The sequence below is a fragment of the Escherichia sp. E10V10 genome, from assembly GCF_004211985.1.
GTDB lineage: Bacteria > Pseudomonadota > Gammaproteobacteria > Enterobacterales > Enterobacteriaceae > Escherichia.
The window spans coordinates 148,940-169,477 of the sequence record NZ_RHJO01000004.1 but is presented as its reverse complement, the minus strand read 5'-3'; the positions used below and the strand labels follow the sequence as shown (position 1 = coordinate 169,477).

At 51.7% G+C, this 20,538-nt stretch carries 14 protein-coding genes, 1 tRNA gene and 1 CRISPR repeat array; of the genes, 7 read left to right on the top strand and 8 right to left on the bottom strand.

Annotation, left to right across the window (positions count from 1 at the left end):
- Nucleotides 1-81 precede the first annotated feature (81 nt).
- The gene (ycaC, locus tag D9736_RS09505) at nt 82-708 is read left to right on the top strand and encodes an isochorismate family cysteine hydrolase YcaC (RefSeq protein WP_130258216.1); all 627 of its coding nucleotides are present in this window, start codon (nt 82-84) and stop codon (nt 706-708) included.
- 35 nt (nt 709-743) lie between these two features.
- Here ycaC and dmsC read toward each other — a convergent pair whose 3' ends face one another.
- From dmsC to lrp, 8 genes are all read right to left on the bottom strand, one after another.
- Entirely contained in the window at nt 744-1,607 is an 864-nt protein-coding gene (dmsC, locus tag D9736_RS09500; protein WP_130205291.1) for a dimethyl sulfoxide reductase anchor subunit DmsC, read from the bottom strand.
- Nucleotide 1,608: 1 nt separating this feature from the next.
- A complete protein-coding gene (gene dmsB, locus D9736_RS09495; protein ID WP_000213094.1) occupies nt 1,609-2,226 on the bottom strand; it encodes a dimethylsulfoxide reductase iron-sulfur subunit DmsB in 618 nt (205 codons plus the stop codon).
- A gap of 10 nt (nt 2,227-2,236) precedes the next feature.
- Nucleotides 2,237-4,681 (bottom strand): dimethylsulfoxide reductase subunit A, encoded by a 2,445-nt coding sequence (gene dmsA / locus D9736_RS09490; RefSeq protein WP_130258215.1) that lies wholly within the window; start codon nt 4,679-4,681, stop codon nt 2,237-2,239.
- 238 nt (nt 4,682-4,919) lie between these two features.
- Nucleotides 4,920-6,212, bottom strand: a complete 1,293-nt coding sequence (gene serS, locus D9736_RS09485; RefSeq protein ID WP_000886683.1) for a serine--tRNA ligase — start codon at nt 6,210-6,212, stop codon at nt 4,920-4,922.
- Between the two features lie 90 nt (nt 6,213-6,302).
- On the bottom strand, nt 6,303-7,646 hold the full coding sequence (gene rarA, locus D9736_RS09480; RefSeq protein ID WP_130205287.1) for a replication-associated recombination protein RarA: 1,344 nt from the start codon (nt 7,644-7,646) through the stop codon (nt 6,303-6,305).
- Between the two features lie 10 nt (nt 7,647-7,656).
- A complete protein-coding gene (lolA, locus tag D9736_RS09475; RefSeq protein WP_001295343.1) occupies nt 7,657-8,268 on the bottom strand; it encodes an outer membrane lipoprotein chaperone LolA in 612 nt (203 codons plus the stop codon).
- Nucleotides 8,269-8,426: 158 nt separating this feature from the next.
- Entirely contained in the window at nt 8,427-12,608 is a 4,182-nt protein-coding gene (gene ftsK / locus D9736_RS09470; RefSeq protein WP_130258214.1) for a DNA translocase FtsK, read from the bottom strand.
- Between the two features lie 134 nt (nt 12,609-12,742).
- Nucleotides 12,743-13,237 carry a leucine-responsive transcriptional regulator Lrp gene (gene lrp, locus D9736_RS09465; RefSeq protein ID WP_000228473.1) on the bottom strand — a complete coding sequence of 165 codons (495 nt, stop codon included), beginning with the start codon at nt 13,235-13,237 and terminating at the stop codon, nt 12,743-12,745.
- A 555-nt stretch (nt 13,238-13,792) separates the two neighbouring features.
- On the opposite strand from lrp, the gene trxB reads away from it, so the two are divergent.
- The 6 genes from trxB to D9736_RS09435 all read left to right on the top strand — a co-directional run bounded on the left by trxB (nt 13,793) and on the right by D9736_RS09435 (nt 20,432).
- Nucleotides 13,793-14,758, top strand: coding sequence for a thioredoxin-disulfide reductase (trxB, locus tag D9736_RS09460; RefSeq protein WP_130205283.1), 966 nt, complete (start codon nt 13,793-13,795; stop codon nt 14,756-14,758).
- A 122-nt stretch (nt 14,759-14,880) separates the two neighbouring features.
- Entirely contained in the window at nt 14,881-16,647 is a 1,767-nt protein-coding gene (gene cydD / locus D9736_RS09455) for a cysteine/glutathione ABC transporter permease/ATP-binding protein CydD (protein WP_130258213.1), read from the top strand.
- A complete protein-coding gene (cydC, locus tag D9736_RS09450) occupies nt 16,648-18,369 on the top strand; it encodes a cysteine/glutathione ABC transporter ATP-binding protein/permease CydC (protein ID WP_130258212.1) in 1,722 nt (573 codons plus the stop codon).
- 44 nt (nt 18,370-18,413) lie between these two features.
- Nucleotides 18,414-19,118: a leucyl/phenylalanyl-tRNA--protein transferase gene (gene aat / locus D9736_RS09445; RefSeq protein ID WP_130258211.1), complete on the top strand. Its 705-nt coding sequence runs from the start codon at nt 18,414-18,416 to the stop codon at nt 19,116-19,118.
- Nucleotides 19,119-19,402: 284 nt separating this feature from the next.
- Entirely contained in the window at nt 19,403-19,621 is a 219-nt protein-coding gene (infA, locus tag D9736_RS09440; RefSeq protein WP_001040187.1) for a translation initiation factor IF-1, read from the top strand.
- Nucleotides 19,622-19,732: 111 nt separating this feature from the next.
- Nucleotides 19,733-20,000: a CRISPR direct-repeat array (repeat unit 28 nt; unit sequence TTTCTAAGCTGCCTGTACGGCAGTGAAC).
- A gap of 344 nt (nt 20,001-20,344) precedes the next feature.
- A tRNA-Ser gene (locus D9736_RS09435) sits at nt 20,345-20,432 on the top strand.
- Nucleotides 20,433-20,538 lie beyond the last annotated feature (106 nt).

Sequence of the window (20,538 nt, the reverse complement as noted above, 5' to 3'; positions counted from 1 at the left end):
ATTTCCCGTCTATGCTTTCAGGGCAACGCATCGCGTCTGAACGCTTTCAGGCGTACCACTGACTCTCAAAAGGAGAAGAGAATGACCAAACCGTATGTTCGTCTCGATAACAATGATGCTGCTGTTTTGTTAGTTGATCACCAGGCTGGTTTGCTTTCCCTTGTGCGGGATATTGACCCCGACAAATTCAAAAATAACGTGCTGGCGCTGGGTGACTTAGCAAAATATTTCAATCTCCCCACCATTCTCACCACCAGTTTTGAAACCGGCCCTAACGGCCCATTAGTCCCCGAGCTGAAAGCACAGTTTCCGGATGCGCCTTATATTGCGCGTCCTGGAAATATTAACGCCTGGGATAACGAAGATTTTGTCAAAGCAGTTAAAGCGACAGGTAAAAAACAACTGATTATTGCAGGGGTGGTAACCGAGGTTTGCGTAGCATTCCCGGCGCTTTCGGCTATTGAAGAAGGGTTTGATGTCTTTGTGGTAACCGACGCTTCTGGAACCTTTAACGAGATTACCCGGCATTCAGCGTGGGATCGTATGTCACAAGCTGGCGCTCAATTGATGACATGGTTCGGCGTGGCTTGTGAACTGCACCGCGACTGGCGTAACGATATTGAGGGACTGGCAACGTTGTTCTCTAATCACATTCCTGATTATCGTAATTTGATGACCAGTTATGACACGTTAACGAAACAGAAATAAGAGATAACCGGGGCCGAAACCCCGGTTATTACACCTTAACTGGCAACAGCCATGCCAACGGTCATATGCAAACCGTAGAATACCCCGCGGCCGATTAATTCCCCTGCGAGAAGCAGGATGAATGATACGGAAAGCAGAGGCACCGCAGGCTGAAAGCCTTTCACCTGCGGTGCAATCCACAAGCACAGTGCCACGGCCAAAAGCACAATCCGCCAGGACATCAGCGCACCGTAGTCAGGCACCAGTGCAGCAGCCTGTTGCACTGAACTATGAATGGTCGCCAGTTCTGCGCCCTGCATTACTGACATCACGCCACTCACCACCAGTGCCAACACGGAAATTGCAGGCAGCAGACGCATCGCCCAGCCATCAACGCCAGCAAGACTCAGCAACAGGTAACCCAGCAACGGGCCGCCCATAAACATGGTCAGGAAGAAGCCCATCGGCGTCCAGATGCTGTACCAGGTCGGTACGGTATCGATGCTGTTATAGACACGCACCATCATCCAGACAAAGACCACGCCGAGAACCATCGTCACCACCAGCCAAAGCGTGCGTAATGCCGGTGACAATTTTTTCAGCATCGCCAACAACCAGCCGATGCCACCTACGGCAAAAAAGATCGAACCGCTGGCGATTTCGTTACTCAGTGCTGAAGCCCCTACCCGGTTAAGCGAGTTAAAGGCGCGCATTGGTGAGCCAAGATGGAGCATAGAGGCGATAAACCCAATGCCCATCAGAACCCATAAGCCAAACATGCAGGCGATAACACGCTGCTGGGCTTCTGCTCGCAGGTCACCTTTAAGCAGTGCCAAAGCCAGAACGATAAAACCGCCCGCCACACATTGCCCAAAGACCGTGAAGATCATCAGCGGCCATTCATGCCATCCACTTCCCATCTCACACCTCCTTCGGGTTTGCCAGATAGCCAGTGGTATCCCCGGTTGGGCGGCTATTGGCGTTAGGTTTGATCACAATATTCGGTTTGGTGAAGTGCGCACGCGGCAACGGCGCAACAGCCGCCAGATCGCCGTGTTTTTTACGCAGCTCGTCGATAGGTCCGAAATCCAGCGCCCGTAGCGGGCAAGATTCGACGCAGATCGGTTTTTTACCTTCTGCGACGCGGTCATAGCAACCATCACATTTGGTCATATGACCTTTGGTTGCGTTGTACTGCGGTGCGCCATACGGGCAGGCCATATGGCAGTAACGACAGCCAATACACACATCTTCATCGACAACGACAAAACCATCTTCACGTTTATGCATCGCACCGCTTGGGCAGACTTTGGTACAAGCCGGATCTTCGCAGTGGTTGCATGAAATCGACAAATAGTAGGCAAATACGTTTTGATGCCAGACGCCGTTATCTTCCTGCCAGTCTCCACCAGCATATTCATAAATGCGGCGGAAACTAACTTCCGGCGTCAGATCTTTGTAGTCTTTACAGGCCAGCTCGCAGGTTTTGCAACCGGTGCAACGGCTGGAATCAATAAAAAATCCATACTGGGTTGTCATCGGTTACTCCTTACACCTTTTCAACCTGAACAAGGTTCGTATGTGATGGATTCCCCTTGGCAAGAGGAGACGGACGTTGAGTGGTCAGTACGTTAATACAACCGCCCTTATCGACACGTTTCGCATCCGGGTCATACCAGGCACCTTCGCCCAATGCGACCACGCCCGGCATCATTCGTGGCGTCACTTTCGCCTCAATATGGACTTCACCACGATCGTTAAAGATCCGCACCTTATCGCCGTTGCTGATACCACGTTTTTGCGCATCAAGTGGGTTGATCCACATTTCCTGACGGCAAGCTGCTTTCAGCACGTCTACGTTACCGTAAGTCGAGTGAACACGAGATTTGTAATGGAACCCCGTAAGCTGCAGCGGATACTGTTTGTTGAGCGGATCCTGATAACTTTCAAAGCCCGGTGTATAGATCGGTAGTGGATCGATCACATCGCCTTCCGGCAATTCCCAGGTGGCGGCAATATCAGCCAGCGCCTGTGAATAGATCTCAATTTTGCCCGATGGCGTGGTCAATGGATTAGCCTGCGGATCTTCACGGAAGGCTTTGTAAGCAACGTGATGCCCTTGCGGATCGCGCTTTTTAAAGATCCCCTGTTTGCGGAACTCTTCAAAGGTTGGCAGTTCCGGAATCGCTTCGCGCGACTGGGCATACAGGTGACGCATCCACTCTTCCTGGGTACGACCTTCAGTAAACTGTTGCTCGACGCCAAGACGTTTTGCCAGTTCGCTGGTCATCTCATAGATAGTCTTACATTCAAATCGCGGTTTAATGACCTGGTCGTTGAAAATGACGTAAGACATATTCCCGCAGGATGCATCCAGCGCAAAGTCCATCTGTTCGGAGGCAGTGCAGTCCGGCAGCAGGATGTCAGCATATTTTGCCGATGAGGTCATGTGGCAGTCGATAACCACAATCAGCTCACACTTCTTATCATCCTGGAGGATTTCATGGGTACGGTTGATTTCCGAATGCTGGTTAATCAGGCAGTTACCGGCATAGTTCCAGATCATCTTGATCGGAACATCCAGCTTATCTTTCCCGCGCACACCATCACGCAGTGCCGTCATTTCCGGGCCACGTTCAATGGCATCGGTCCACATAAACATGGAAATGCTGGTCTGAATCGGGTTTTCCAGAGTAGGCATCCGCACAAACGGTAAGCTGTATGAACCTTCTCGCGCACCGCTGTTACCACCGTTAATACCGACATTCCCGGTGAGGATTGCCAGCATCGAAATGGCACGCGTGGCGATTTCGCCATTGGCATGGCGCTGCGGCCCCCACCCCTGGCTGATAAATGCCGGTTTGGTGTTACCGATTTCACGAGCAAGTTTGATGATTTTATCTGCCGGGATACCGGTAATTTGCGAGGCCCATTCCGGTGTTTTGGCAACACCGTCTGGCCCGTCACCCAGAATATACGCTTTGTAGTGACCATTTTTCGGCGCGCTGGCTGGCAACGTTTTTTCGTCGTAGCCGACACAATATTTGTCGAGGAATTCCTGATCAACCAGGTTTTCGGTGATCATGACATACGCCAGACCGTTAACCAGTGCCGCATCTGTTCCCGGACGAATCGGGATCCATTCATCTTCGCGTCCGGCGCCCGTATCGGTATAGCGCGGATCGATAATGATCATACGTGCATTTGATTTTTGCCGCGCCTGCTCCAGGTAATAAGTCACCCCGCCGCCGCTCATACGCGTCTCGCCAGGGTTGTTACCAAACAGCACCACCAGTTTACTGTTTTCGATATCTGACGGACTGTTGCCATCGGCCCAGCCGCCATAGGTATAGTTCAAACCTTCGGCTATTTGCGCCGAGGAGTAGTCACCATAATGGTTCAGATAACCGCCGCAGCAGTTCATCAAACGCGCAACCAGAGTATTTCCCGGCGGCCAGGAACGGGTCATGGTGCCGCCCAGCGTACCGGTACCATAGTTCAGATAGATGGATTCGTTACCGTACTCTTTTATCAGGCGCTGCATATTCGTGGCGATGATATCGTAGGCTTCTTCCCAACTAATACGCTCAAACTTACCTTCACCGCGAGCACCTACTCGTTTCATCGGATATTTCAGGCGGTCGGGATTGTAAACGCGGCGACGCATAGAACGCCCACGCAAGCACGCGCGCACCTGGTGCAGTCCTTCGTAATTGTCATCCCCGGTATTATCCGTTTCGACATATTTGATTTCGCCGTCCACTACATGCATACGCAGCGGACAGCGGCTGCCACAGTTAACTGTACAGGCGCTCCATATCACCTTTTCGTCTGAATTTGCCGGAGCGACACTATTAGCAGCGTGCGCAATCCGGCTAAAGGGTAATGTTAACGCGCTGCTGGCCATCGCCAGGCCGCCGATCGCTGTCGTTTTTACCAAACCACGGCGACTCACCTCAGCAGCCAATACCGCATCAGGAATTTTCGTTTTCATAATGGCTCACTCAAGCTTGCTTACGATTGATTCCAGTAACAAACCGTCTTGTGTAATTATTTTCATAGCGGTGCGCTATATAGGCTTGTATACATCGAATAATTTGAAAATCAACGGGATAGGTAGATTTTCACTCGAAAGTAGTATTGCGCTTAAGTCAGCTGTAATTATTGTTTGGTATCAAAGGGAGATAAAAAAAGCGCCCGTAGGCGCTTTTTAGATTCAGAATAGTTGGATATTAGCCGATATATTCCAGTCCGTTCATATACGGGCGCAGAACTTCTGGTACTTCAATACGACCATCAGCCTGCTGATAGTTTTCCATTACCGCAACCAGCGTACGACCAACAGCCAGACCAGAACCGTTCAGGGTATGAACCAGACGGGTTTTCTTGTCAGACTTACTGCGGCAACGTGCCTGCATACGACGCGCCTGGAAATCCCAGACGTTGGAGCAGGAAGAGATCTCGCGGTAGGTATTCTGCGCCGGGATCCATACTTCCAGGTCGTAAGTTTTGCAAGCGCCAAAGCCCATGTCGCCAGTGCAAAGGATGATTTTGCGGTACGGCAGGCCCAGCAGTTGCAGGACTTTCTCCGCATGACCAGTCATCTCTTCAAGTGCCGCCATTGAATCTTCCGGACGCACGATCTGAACCATTTCAACTTTGTCGAACTGGTGCATACGAATCAGACCACGGGTATCACGACCATAAGAACCGGCTTCAGAACGGAAGCATGGGGTATGAGCGGTCATTTTGATCGGCAGATCATCTTCATCGATGATTTCACCGCGAACCAGGTTGGTCAGCGGAACTTCTGCAGTTGGGATCAGCGCGTAGTTACTGGTATCAGCTTCTTCTTCCAGCGGACGAGTATGGAACAGATCGCCAGCAAACTTCGGCAACTGACCCGTACCGTACAGCGTATCCTGGTTAACCAGGTACGGGACATAGTTTTCGCTATAGCCATGCTGCTCGGTGTGCAGGTCCAGCATAAACTGCGACAGTGCGCGGTGCATGCGAGCGATCTGCCCTTTCATCACCACAAAGCGCGAACCTGTCAGCTTAACCGCTGCCGCAAAGTCGAGGCCGGAGTGCATTTCACCCAGCGTCACGTGGTCACGAACTTCGAAGTCAAATTCACGCGGGGTACCCCAGCGGCTGACTTCAACGTTGTCATTTTCATCTTTACCAACCGGCACTTCATCTGCAGGCAGGTTAGGGATTGTCAGCGCGATATCGCGAATTTCAGCCTGTAAAGCATCCAGCTCGGCTTTTGCTGCATCCAGCTCTTCGCCCAGTTTGTTCACTTCCAGACGTAAAGGCTCGATATCTTCCCCGCGCGCTTTCGCCTGGCCGATGGATTTCGATCGAGAGTTACGCTCTGCTTGCAGGTTTTCCGTTTTGACCTGCAATACTTTACGACGCTCTTCAAGAGCGCCCAGCTTATCTACATCCAGCTTAAAGCCCCGGCGTGCCAGTTTTTCAGCGACTGCGTCTGGCTCATTACGCAGCAGATTGGGATCGAGCATGCTTATCCTGTGCTTATCGAATTAAATGGGAGATGTGGCCACAGCCTGCGACCACAGGGATACAGTAACAACATTACCGCAACGATAACATTAACGGTAGCGTTTTATGGGGCTATTTTGATCCTGTTCAGCCAGCCAGGCGAGCTTTTCGCCAATCTTGCCTTCAAGGCCTCTGTTTGTCGGGAAATAATAGCGCGTTTGTGCTATTTCCGGCGGGAAGTAAACCTCACCGGCAGCATAAGCGTTTGCTTCATCGTGGGCGTAACGATATTCCTGCCCGTAGCCCATTTCCTTCATCAGTTTGGTTGGTGCATTACGCAGGTGTACCGGCACGTCATAATCCGGACGTTCACGGGCATCAGCTAACGCGGCTTTAAACGCGGTGTAGACAGCGTTACTTTTTGGCGCACAAGCGAGATAAACAATCGCCTGGGCAATGGCGCGTTCACCTTCTGCCGGACCTACGCGGGTAAAGCAATCCCAGGCCGCAATCGCCACCTGCATTGCCCGCGGATCGGCATTACCGATATCTTCTGAAGCAATCGCCAGGCAGCGACGTGCGACATATAACGGATCACCGCCCGCAGTAATAATCCGCGCATACCAGTAAAGCGCTGCATCGGGTGCGCTACCGCGTACCGATTTATGCAGCGCGGAAATCAGATCGTAAAAGCGATCACCTTTGTTATCAAAACGAGCGCTACGCTCACCAGCAATTTCGGTGAGTAACTCAGGCTTCAGGACACGTTTGCCGCTGTCATCGACTTCGGCCATATCCGCCATCATTTCCAGCGTATTTAACGCCCGGCGCGCGTCGCCATTCACCAGTTCAGCAATCGCGCGGCGTGTTTCGTCTGGCAGAACAATATCCTGCCCACCGTAGCCGCGGGTTTTGTCTTCCATCGCCTGAGTCAGTACTTGCTCTATATCCTCGGTGGTCAGGGATTTGAGCAAATAGACACGAGCACGGGAAAGCAGCGCCGAATTAAGCTCAAACGACGGGTTTTCAGTGGTTGCGCCAATAAACGTGATGGTGCCATCTTCAATGTGCGGCAGAAACGCATCCTGTTGGCTTTTATTAAAGCGATGCACTTCATCGACAAACAAAATGGTACGGCGACCGGCATTGCGGTTTTGCCGCGCGCGCTCTATCGCTTCGCGAATTTCTTTCACGCCAGAAGTGACAGCAGAAATACGTTCCACATCAGCATTTGCATAGCGGGCGATCACTTCGGCAAGGGTAGTTTTACCGGTACCTGGCGGCCCCCAGAGGATCATGGAATGCAGATGTCCGGCTTCGATAGCGCGCGGCAACGGCTTCCCCGCAGCCAGCAAATGTTGCTGGCCAATATACTGTGCTAAATTTTCTGGCCGCATACGTGCGGCCAGAGGTTGAAAAGTATTATCCGAAAAATCGAGCGACAGATTGCTCACTCAGGTGCCTCTACTTACGTTGATCATCTACCGTTACGCCTTGCGGCGGGGTGAAGGTAAATTTCGCTGCATCCACAGCCCCATTTTGCTGGGATTTCAGCTGATAACTGCTGCGTTGATCGTCCTGTTCCACCGCGCTGAATTGATGGATGGTGCCATCACGGCCCACGTTAATAGTGAACTGCTTCAGATTGCCATTGCTGGCTTTCGGCGTCAGGACAAAATCATCGCCGTTCTGTTTGATGTTGTACTGCTGCCAGTCGCTGGACTGGTTACGTGCGATCAGCATAAATGGCGTATTCCCGGTGGCATCTTTCAGCCAGGTCGCCGTAGCCTGTTCAACAAACGGGTTATAGAACCACAGTGTTTTACCATCAGAAACCAGAATGCTTTCATCAGGTTGAGTCATATGCCAGTTGAATAAGTTTGGACGTTTCACCCACAGATCGCCCTGACCTTCCTGCACCGCCGCGCCGCTACCGTCAGTCACTTTTTGTGTGAAGCTGGCGTGGAAGCTGCTGACTTTATCCAGACGGCTTTTCAGATCGCTTGCGGCATCAGCCCAAACACTGGACGCCACTAAACTTGAGAGTAATGCACAGGTGATGGCAATTTTTTTCATCATTGTTCCTCAAATTACGTCACTCCCGATCGGGAGTTCCCTCTACTCTCTATTCCAGGCTAATAATCAGCTTGAGGAAAGAAGAAAATACTGAATTTTCAGTTGATAGAGTGCCGGATGCGACACTATCGCGTCTTATCCGGCCTACGATGCACTAATTAGTCAAACGGTGGCGGAGCCAGTACTTCACGATTACCGTTGTGACCCTGTTCGCTGACGATCCCTTGCGCTTCCATCTGTTCAACAATGCGTGCAGCACGGTTGTAACCGATGCGGAACTGACGCTGAACACCAGAAATAGACGCTTTGCGTTTTTCAGTGACAAACGCCACCGCCTGATCGAACAGCGGATCCAGTTCTTCAGCACCGTCGAAACCACCAGCTCCGCCTTCGCTTTCGCTGTCGGAGGTGATGCCATCTACATACTGCGGACGACCACGCGCTTTCCAGTCCTGCACCACAGCATGAACTTCCTGATCGCGAACAAAAGCACCATGGACACGTACCGGCATGGTTGAGTTCGGCCCGGAGTAAAGCATATCCCCCATACCAAGCAGTGATTCCGCGCCAGCCTGATCAAGAATGGTACGTGAGTCGATCTTGCTGGATACAGTAAAGGCGATACGGGTTGGAATGTTCGCTTTAATCAGCCCCGTAATAACATCCACCGAAGGGCGCTGCGTTGCCAGCACGAGGTGAATACCTGCGGCACGGGCTTTTTGCGCCAGACGCGCAATCAACTCTTCCACTTTTTTACCTACCGTCATCATCAGGTCGGCAAATTCATCCACCAGCACTACAATGTACGGCTCTTTTTTCAGCACTGGATGCTGGGCATCCATACTGTCACCTGGCTTCCAGTACGGGTCTGGAATCGGACGCATCATTCGGTCCGCTTCAGCAATTTTTTCGTTATACCCCGCCAGATTACGCACTCCCAGTGCCGACATCAGCTTATAACGGCGTTCCATTTCATTTACGCACCAGCGCAGAGCGTTGGCAGCATCTTTCATGTCGGTAACGACTTCCGTTAACAGATGCGGGATGCCTTCATAAACCGAAAGTTCCAGCATTTTCGGGTCGATCATAATGAAACGAACATCTTCCGGCTGCGCTTTATAGAGCATGCTCAGGATCATGGCGTTTACTCCCACCGACTTACCGGAACCAGTGGTCCCCGCAACCAGCAAGTGAGGCATTTTAGCCAGATCGGCTACGACCGGATCGCCTGCGATATCTTTACCCAAAACAATCGTTAGCGGCGATGGGTTATCACGGAACTTCGCGTTATCCAGCACTTCGCGCAGATAAACGGTTTGTCGTTTTTTGTTCGGCAACTCCAGACCTACGTAAGGTTTGCCAGGAATGACTTCAACCACACGCACCGCCACGGTCGACAATGAACGGGCAAGGTCGCGTGACAGGTTAGAAATACGTGCTGCTTTTACGCCCGGCGCCAGGTTCAACTCAAAACGGGTGATTACAGGCCCTGGTGAATAATTGACCACATCAGCTTTAATGCGGAAATCGGCCAGCCGTGCTTCTACCAGACGCGCCATTTGCTCAAGCGCAAAGGTATCTACTGGCTCAACTTCGCTTGGCGGTGGTGTCAGCAAATCCAGCGAGGGTAGTGGCGTCGTTGGTTTATGCAACGGACGGCTATCACCGTTGCGCATTAACAACGGATGAAGCAGGGTATCCTGCGGCTGTGGCGCTACCGGTTGCTGCGGCTGCTGATATTGCGGCTGCGGCACCACCGGTTGTTGCGGCTGCTGATACTGCGGCTGCGGCGCCACCGGTTGTTGCGGCTGCTGATACTGCGGCTGCGGCACCACCGGTTGTTGCGGCTGCTGATATTGCTGCTGCGGCGCTACCGGTTGCTGTGGCTGCTGATACTGCTGCTGCGGCGCTACCGGTTGCTGCGGTTCAACAATGGGCGTAAACAGTGGCTCGTGTGGGCCATCATCCACCAACGCTTTCATCGGTGAAAATTCAAAATCATTCAGCGAGAATGGATTTGCTCCCGCAGGTTGTTCACCGGAATAGCGTTGCTGCTGAGTCTGGGCAAACTGACGAGCCAGTTCAGCCTCTGCCGCTGCATCTTCATCTTCAGGGTTAACTGGCGCATCATGCTGATACTGTTCACCATAGCGTTGCTGCTGCGCCTGGGCAAACTGACGTGCCAACTCATCTTGCTGCATCGCATCGATTTCATCATCGTTATACTGATCGCCAGAATCGTATTGATTGCGCTGCGCTTCGCGAGCTTTCTCTTCGGCGGCTCGTTGTGAAGGTAGTTTAATGCCATACGATGCCAGTTCACGACGAGTCGGAACACGAATACGCTTTGGTCGTGGCAACTGCGGGCCTATCCCCTCTTTCACTTGTGGTCGAGGTCCACCGCTATTTGCCAGGCTAAAAACAGGTGCAGCAACCGTTGCGGCGGCCCCCGTCGCCAGAGTCGCTTTCTTCACGCCCGATGCCAGCGGCGAAACAGCAGCCACGGCTTCTACCGGAGGGACTGCAGCAGCAGTCGGCGATGACTGAACAGATCTAGCTGACTGAACAGGTCTAACATGCTCAGGTTCTTTAACTGGTTCAGGAATAGGTTGATACCAGGCGGCGAGCTGTTCACGTTCGCGCGCACGCTTCTCTTCAACTTCTTCAAAATAGTAAAGCGGCGGACGCGCAGGTTTTGTTTCTTCAGCAACCGGTTCAGGCTCCACAACAGGCGGCTGTTCAACCGGTTGCGGCTGTTGACGCAACGTCTCCTGAACGGCTGGCTGCTGGTAGGTTTGCTCAGGCTGGTATGTAGACTGCGCCGCAAAAGTGGATTGTGTCCCCTCGGCTTGCCACCCGTTATCAGCCACTGGTTGTTCAGGCACTGGTGCATAATATGGTTGTTGAACAGGTTGTTCCGCAGCAGGTGCATAATATGGTTGCTGAACCGGCTGTTCAGGCACTGGTGCGTAATAGGGTTGTTGAACAGGTTGTTCCGCAGCAGACGCATAATATGGCTGCTGAACTGGCTGTTCAGGCACTGGTGCGTAATAGGGTTGTTGAACAGGTTGTTCCGCAGCAGACGCATAATATGGCTGCTGAACTGGCTGTTCAGGCACTGGTGCGTAATATGGTTGTTGAACAGGTTGTTCCGCAGCTGGCGCATAATATGGCTGCTGTGACTGCACAGGTTGTTGCGGATAACCTTCCGGCGCAGGGGCAATGACCGGCTCGCCCGTTTGCGGCCCTGGCGCAGGCTGCCAGGCAACAGCAGGTTGCGCAGGTGGAACATCAACCGACGCAACAGGCGGCGTCTGAGTAACAGGTTCAACCGGAGCTGCCCAGCTTTGCGTCGCCGTGGTAGCAGCTGCTGCCGCAGCAACAGGTTCGGTAATTGGTGCACCGTTTAATAATGGATCGTATTCGTCATATTCTGGCTGCGTTGCACGGTTGCCCGAAAAGAGGACATCATCAGGATCAGCGGCTACGCCGCGCGCAGTGTAGGTAATGTCGTCTTCATCATCCATCCGCTTACCGGAGAACAATGCAGCGTCTGTTTGCCGCCCCATCGGATTGATGAATTTTTCCGCCAGACGTTTACGACGCGCTAACGCGCCACGAAGAATACGAGCACGGCGCGATTCATGCTGTTTGCCGTTTTTCTCGTCTTCATACTCTTCGTCGTCTTCATACTCTTCTTCATCAACCCAGGTATCATCGCGACGAGTGCGGTTACTGGCGAAAGTGAGGATGTTTAAAATCCAGCCCCCCAGTTTTTCGGCAATGGTCACCCAGGACCAGCCGGTAAACAGCGTCAGGCCAGCCGCCCAAACACAGAGCAGCGCAATGGTCCCACCACTGCTGTGCAACAGCGGCTGCAGCGTAGTGCTTAATAAACTACCGATTACACCACCGGAGGCAAAATACCAGATGTCGTCCGCGTTGATTGCCGCAAGGCCACAGGACGTAAGGATAAGCGCCAGCACGCCAATAATTCGTAGTGAAACGGCGAAATAGTCAACGTACTCATCGCTGGACTGATGACGCCAGGCAAACCAACAGCCGCCAACAATAATGACCGGGATGGTGTAAGCCATCACGCCAAAAATGAAGAACAGCGTATCTGCCAGCCACGCGCCAGGCGTCCCGCCTAAATTATGGATAGGCTCATGCCAGGCCGTTTGCGACCAGCTGGGGTCCGAAGGGTTAAAGCTTAATAAGGCTGCCATCAACCAGACGGCAAACAGGACAATAAGAATCAGCAACGCCTCCAGAAGTCGGCGCCCGCTGCTTAACTTTGTCAATGTGACTTCTTTGTCTTCAGTGTATTCCTGGCTCAAGAAAGGCTCTCCAGGTTACAGGCTTTTCCTGCCCGATGCTAAAACGGACAACAGCACCAGGTTACCCCAGTACTGTTGCTGTATGGATTAACAGGAGTGTAATCAAAATACGCTTATTTTGCACCTGTTCCGTGTTAGCGCGTCTTAATAACCAGACGATTACTCTGCTTGACTTCTTCCATAACAACATATGTCCGTGTGTCATTGACGCCAGGCAGACGCAGCAGGGTTTCCCCTAGCAGCTTACGATAAGCTGACATATCCGGCACGCGTGTTTTCAACAGGTAGTCGAAATCACCGGATACTAAATGACACTCCTGAATTTCTTCAAGTTTTTGCACAGCAGTATTGAATTGTTCAAACACATCCGGAGCGCCACGATTCAGAGTAATCTCAACGAATACCAGAAGTGATGCATCCAGATAATGCGGGTTCAACAGCGCCGTATAGCCCTGAATAAACCCTTGTCTTTCCAGCCGACGCACACGCTCAAGGCACGGCGTTGGGGAAAGTCCCACACGTTTAGAAAGCTCGACGTTAGAAATACGCCCATCCTTTTGCAACTCATTAAGAATGTTACGATCGATACGGTCGAGATCTTTGCCAGGGCGCTTCTTGCTATCTACCATTATTATTGTCTCTCTGTATTCCTTCCCTACTCCTGTCTGACCCTGAAGACATCACTGTTCAGAGTCGCTACCTGTCACGATAGACCGAAATCATTAAGATTCACGGCTCGCAATGCCTGGGTCTACGGTGAGAAGACCGTTGCCTTGAGGCAGCTATCGACATCACGAATGGCGTCTGTCCACGCCATGCGTAGATTTCACTAGCACGGTAAACATGGTATTTACATGCATGATTATGCGCACATAACAATACTGTTTTTTTCTTCCTCGAATGTTTTCGCAAAACACCAGGTGATTGTCAAAGCAAAACATCGTTTTTTAGTACAACATGCCAGTTATTCATTAACAGTGACGTTTAATCATCATTTAATCGGCTTATAAACCGGAAAAATTAAGTAGCAGACGTGATAATGACGGGAGAATGACAGGAGAATTTGACACGATTATCGCTTTTGACGATTGCACAAATCGTTAACAAAATCGTCATACTCTTTTTTTACGTCTGTAAATTCCCTACAATCCTGCCCATTGTCTGCCAACAACTATGGGGATCTCATGGGCACGACCAAACACAGTAAACTGCTTATCCTGGGCTCAGGCCCGGCGGGATATACCGCTGCTGTCTACGCGGCACGCGCCAACCTGCAACCGGTGCTGATTACCGGCATGGAAAAAGGCGGCCAGCTGACGACGACCACTGAAGTAGAAAACTGGCCAGGAGATCCAAATGATCTGACCGGCCCGTTACTCATGGAACGCATGCATGAACATGCTACCAAGTTTGAAACTGAAATTATTTTTGACCACATTAATAAAGTGGATTTGCAGAATCGTCCGTTCCGCCTGACTGGCGATAACGGCGAATATACCTGCGATGCGCTGATTATTGCCACCGGAGCTTCTGCACGCTATCTCGGCCTGCCCTCTGAAGAAGCCTTTAAAGGCCGTGGGGTTTCTGCCTGTGCAACCTGCGATGGATTTTTCTATCGCAATCAGAAAGTGGCGGTTATCGGCGGTGGCAATACCGCAGTTGAAGAGGCGCTGTATCTGTCTAACATCGCTTCCGAAGTACATTTGATCCACCGCCGCGATGGTTTCCGTGCGGAAAAAATCCTCATTAAGCGTCTTATGGACAAAGTGGAGAACGGCAACATCATTCTGCACACCAACCGTACGCTGGAAGAAGTGATCGGCGATCAGATGGGCGTCACTGGCGTTCGTCTGCGCGATACGCAAAACAGCGATAATATCGAGTCTCTCGACGTTGCTGGTCTGTTTGTTGCTATCGGTCACAGTCCGAACACGGCTATTTTTGAAGGACAACTGGAACTGGAAAACGGCTACATCAAAGTGCAGTCGGGTATTCATGGTAATGCCACCCAGACCAGCATTCCGGGCGTCTTTGCCGCAGGTGACGTGATGGATCATATTTATCGCCAGGCCATTACTTCTGCCGGTACAGGCTGCATGGCAGCACTTGATGCGGAACGCTACCTCGACGGTTTAGCTGATGCAAAATAATTTTACAAATCAGTAACAAAAGTAAAGAAGGCGACACCATGCGACTATGGGTCGCCTTTATTTTTTCCCCGTTGTAACATTGCTCTGCAAATAATTCTGATAACTCACCTGCTAAGCGTGCAATGAATAAATCCCGTCAAAAAGAGTTAACCCGCTGGTTAAAACAGCAAAGCGTCATCTCCCAACGTTGGCTGAATATTTCTCGTCTGCTGGGCTTTGTGAGCGGCATATTAATAATTGCCCAGGCCTGGTTTATGGCGCGAATTCTGCAACATATGATCATGGAGAACATCCCCCGAGAAGCCTTGCTGCTTCCCTTTACCTTGCTGGTGATGACCTTTGTGCTGCGTGCATGGGTGGTCTGGTTACGCGAACGGGTGGGCTATCACGCCGGGCAACATATTCGTTTTGCCATCCGCCGCCAGGTTCTTGACCGTTTGCAGCAGGCGGGGCCTGCCTGGATTCAGGGCAAACCTGCGGGGAGCTGGGCGACGCTGGTGCTCGAGCAAATTGACGATATGCATGATTACTACGCTCGCTACCTACCGCAAATGGCGCTGGCAGTCTCAGTGCCACTACTGATTGTCGTCGCAATTTTCCCTTCTAACTGGGCCGCGGCACTTATTTTACTCGGCACTGCACCGTTAATTCCGTTGTTTATGGCTTTAGTTGGGATGGGTGCTGCCGATGCTAACCGACGCAACTTTCTCGCGCTTGCTCGCTTAAGCGGGCATTTTCTCGATCGTCTGCGCGGCATGGAAACCCTGCGTATTTTTGGTCGTGGCGAGGCTGAAATTGAAAGTATCCGTTCGGCTTCGGAAGATTTTCGCCAACGGACCATGGAAGTATTACGCCTGGCGTTTTTATCCTCCGGTATTCTTGAATTCTTTACCTCGCTGTCGATTGCCCTGGTCGCGGTGTACTTTGGTTTCTCTTATCTTGGTGAGCTGGATTTCGGTCACTACAGCACGGGCGTGACGTTGTCTGCGGGCTTCCTTGCGTTGATCCTCGCCCCCGAGTTTTTCCAGCCGTTACGTGATCTCGGCACGTTTTATCATGCCAAAGCCCAGGCTGTTGGCGCGGCTGACAGCCTGAAAACATTTATGGAAACACCGCTCGCCCATCCACAGCGTGGTGACGTTGAGTTAACGTCTACCGAACCAGTGACCATTGAAGCCAAAGATCTGTTTATCACATCGCCTGAAGGTAAAACACTGGCTGGCCCGCTGAACTTTACACTACCTGCAGGCAAACGTGCGGTACTGGTGGGACGAAGCGGATCCGGGAAAAGTTCACTATTAAATGCGCTTTCCGGTTTTCTCTCTTATCAAGGCTCGCTGCAGATCAACGGCATTGAATTGCGGGATTTATCACCGGAATCATGGCGTAAACATCTCTCCTGGGTTGGGCAAAACCCACAATTACCCGCGGCAACAGTACGAGACAATGTGCTGCTGGCACGACCGGATGCCAGCGAGCAAGAGTTACAAATGGCCCTGGATAACGCCTGGGTCAGTGAGTTTCTGCCGCTCCTGCCGCAAGGCATCGATACTCCCGTGGGCGATCAGGCAGCCCGCCTTTCCGTAGGTCAGGCACAACGTGTGGCCGTAGCGCGTGCATTACTTCATCCCTGCTCACTGTTATTACTGGATGAACCTGCAGCCAGTCTCGATGCACATAGCGAGCAGCGTGTGATGCAGGCGCTAAACGCTGCCTCGCAGCGCCAGACAACGCTGATGGTCACCCACCAGTTAGAAGATCTCGCCGACTGGGATGTCATTTGGGTAATGCAGGATGGTCAGATTATTGAGCAAGGACGTTACGCGGAATTAAGTGTGGCTGGTGGCCCATTCGCCACATTACTGGCCCATCGTCAGGAGGAGATTTAAATGCGCGCTTTGCTACCCTATCTGGCACTGTATAAACGTCATAAATGGATGTTAAGTCTTGGTATTGTGCTGGCAATTGTCACGCTGCTCGCCAGTATCGGTCTGTTGACACTTTCCGGCTGGTTCCTCTCCGCCTCAGCGGTTGCGGGGGTTGCCGGACTGTACAGCTTCAACTATATGCTACCCGCTGCGGGCGTGCGTGGCGCAGCAATCACCCGTACTGCCGGGCGTTATTTTGAACGTCTGGTAAGTCACGACGCGACTTTCCGCGTGTTGCAGCATCTGCGCATTTACACCTTCAGCAAATTGCTGCCCCTCTCCCCTGCCGGACTGGCGCGCTATCGCCAGGGCGAATTGCTCAACCGCGTCGTCGCCGATGTTGATACGCTCGATCATCTTTACTTGCGCGTTATCTCACCGCTGGTAGGGGCTTTTGTGGTAATTATGGTGGTGACTGTCGGGTTAAGTTTTCTTGATTTCACCCTCGCCTTCACGCTGGGCGGCATTATGTTGCTGACGCTTTTCCTGATGCCGCCGCTGTTTTATCGAGCGGGGAAAAGCACCGGGCAAAACCTTACCCATCTTCGCGGGCAGTATCGCCAACAGTTAACCGCCTGGCTGCAAGGGCAAGCTGAACTGACCATTTTTGGTGCCAGCGATCGTTATCGTACGCAGTTAGAGAACACCGAAATTCAGTGGCTGGAATCGCAGCGTCGTCAGTCCGAACTGACCGCGCTCTCGCAGGCAATTATGCTGTTGATTGGCGCGCTGGCGGTGATTCTGATGCTATGGATGGCCTCCGGCGGCGTTGGCGGTAATAGCCAGCCGGGTGCGTTAATTGCGCTGTTTGTCTTCTGTGCTTTGGCTGCATTCGAAGCCCTGGCTCCGGTGACAGGTGCATTTCAGCATCTGGGGCAAGTTATTGCTTCTGCCGTGCGTATCACTGACTTAACGGACCAAAAACCAGAAGTGACCTTCCCGGATACTCAGTCCGCCGTTCCTGAGCAGGTTTCCCTGACGTTACGGGATGTTGCGTTCACTTATCCGGAACAATCCCAACAAGCGCTTAAAGGGATTTCTCTTCAGGCAAACGCCGGAGAACATATTGCGATTCTCGGGCGAACCGGATGCGGCAAATCAACGTTGTTACAACTGCTAACCCGCGCATGGGACCCGCAACAGGGTGAGATTTTGCTTAACGGCAGCCCGATCTCTGACCTGAATGAATCGACATTGCGCCAGACCATCAGCGTTGTGCCACAGCGAGTGCATCTGTTTAGCGCCACACTGCGCGATAATCTGTTACTCGCCGCACCTGGCGCTACTGATGAGACTCTTGCTGAAATTCTCCGTCGCGTCGGTCTGGAGAAACTACTCGAAGACACAGGGCTCAACAGTTGGTTGGGAGAAGGCGGACGTCAGCTTTCCGGCGGCGAGCTGCGTCGTCTGGCTATCGCCCGTGCGCTATTGCACGATGCGCCGTTAGTATTGCTGGATGAACCAACCGAAGGCTTAGATGCCACGACTGAAAGTCAGATCCTCGAATTACTGGCTGAAATGATGCGTGAGAAAACGCTATTAATGGTTACACATCGGCTGCGTGGGCTTTCACATTTTCAACAAATAATAGTGATGGACAACGGGCAAATTATTGAACAAGGTACTCATGCAGAACTGCTTGCCAGACAGGGGCGTTATTACCAGTTTAAGCAGGTTTTGTAAGCTATTATTGAACGATCCGACTTGCGTAGTGGAGTTTTGCAGTCATGCGCCTGGTTCAGCTTTCTCGCCATTCAATAGCCTTCCCTTCCCCGGAAGGCGCATTACGTGAGCCTAACGGTCTGCTGGCGCTGGGAGGCGATCTTAGCCCTGCGCGGCTGCTCATGGCTTATCAGCGCGGTATTTTCCCGTGGTTTTCTCCGGGCGATCCTATTCTCTGGTGGTCGCCTGATCCACGTGCGGTTTTATGGCCAGAATCACTGCATATCAGCCGCAGCATGAAACGTTTTCATAAGCGCTCTCCCTATCGCGTCACGCTGAATTACGCGTTTGGTCAGGTCATTGAAGGCTGCGCCAGCGATCGCGAAGAAGGGACCTGGATAACGCGTGACGTCGTCGAAGCCTACCATCGTCTTCACGAGTTGGGCCATGCTCATTCCATAGAAGTGTGGCGTGAAGGCGAACTTGTCGGCGGCATGTACGGCGTGGCGCAGGGAACACTGTTTTGTGGTGAGTCGATGTTCAGCCGCATGGAGAATGCCTCGAAAACGGCGCTCCTGGTTTTTTGTAACGAATTTATCCACCACGGCGGCAAGCTTATCGACTGCCAGGTATTAAATGACCATACGGCCTCGCTTGGTGCCTGCGAAATTCCTCGCCGGGATTACCTCAATTATCTCAATCAACTGCGCCCCGAACGGTTACCAAATAATTTCTGGGTACCACGGCGATTGTTTTCACCACAAGAATGAATGTTTTCGGCACATTTCTCCCCAGAGTGTTATAATTGCGGTCGCAGAGTTGGTTATGCTCATTACTCCGCTGCCGATAAGGAATTTTTCGCGTCAGGTAACGCCCACCGTTTATCTCACCGCTCCCTTATACGTTGCGCTTATAGTGCGGCTTAGCCGTGTGTTTTCGGAGTTATGTGCCAAACCTGTTTGTTGCGAATTAGCGCACAAATCTTTACTTATTTACAGAACTTCGGCATTATCTTGCCGGTTCAAATTACGGTAGTGATACCCCAGAGGATTAGATGGCCAAAGAAGACAATATTGAAATGCAAGGTACCGTTCTTGAAACGTTGCCTAATACCATGTTCCGCGTAGAGTTAGAAAACGGTCACGTGGTTACTGCACACATCTCCGGTAAAATGCGCAAAAACTACATCCGCATCCTGACGGGCGACAAAGTGACTGTTGAACTGACCCCGTACGACCTGAGCAAAGGCCGCATTGTCTTCCGTAGTCGCTGATTGTTTTACCGCCTGATGGGCGAAGAGAAAGAACGAGTAAAAGGTCGGTTTAACCGGCCTTTTTTGCGTTTGGGGTCAAGGGGAATAAATACTGGAGGATGGTGTGTTAAGTTTGAAAACTGCCTGTACGGCAGAGTACGCCGGAAGCCCGAAGGGGCGAGACAGCTTGCTTCTCTAAGCTGCCTGCACGGCAGTGAACACACCAACGGCAAAATTACCGACTCAATGCCATTTCTAAGCTGCCTGTACGGCAGTGAACCGTATCATCATGGCCTCGGACCATCTGCCGAATTTCTAAGCTGCCTGTACGGCAGTGAACGTTTAATTGTCGCGTCAGGTTCAGATTGTTGCTTTCTAAGCTGCCTGTACGGCAGTGAACTGGAATAATAGCAGACTATCCGATTGATTTACTGTTAAAACTTACAAAGTCGCAGATTTAAACCCTTTTTCCAGACTTCAAAATAGCAATAAACAAAATCAATGAGTTACATTTCAACCTAAAAAAAAGGGTCGATTTGGTACTTCTTCAATCTCATATTTTATGCATAGCTTTTGATAAACAATTGAACAGAACACATACGGTCATAATCTCCGTCACGCAAACAGCGTGTTCATTGCGTAACCAAACGAATCAATCTCTATAAATTCTTCTTGACCGTTTTACTCCAACTCCCTATAGTAGCGCCCCGTTGCCACCCATGAGGTCAGGCAGCAAAACAATTTGGTGAGGTGTCCGAGTGGCTGAAGGAGCACGCCTGGAAAGTGTGTATACGGCAACGTATCCGGGGTTCGAATCCCCGCCTCACCGCCATATTTTAAGAAGAGCTCGTACGAAAGTACGGGCTTTTTTTTCGCATATTGCACAGCCTGGCGGGGATGAGAAGCCCGGACCCGGGTTCGACAACTGGCGCCAGCCA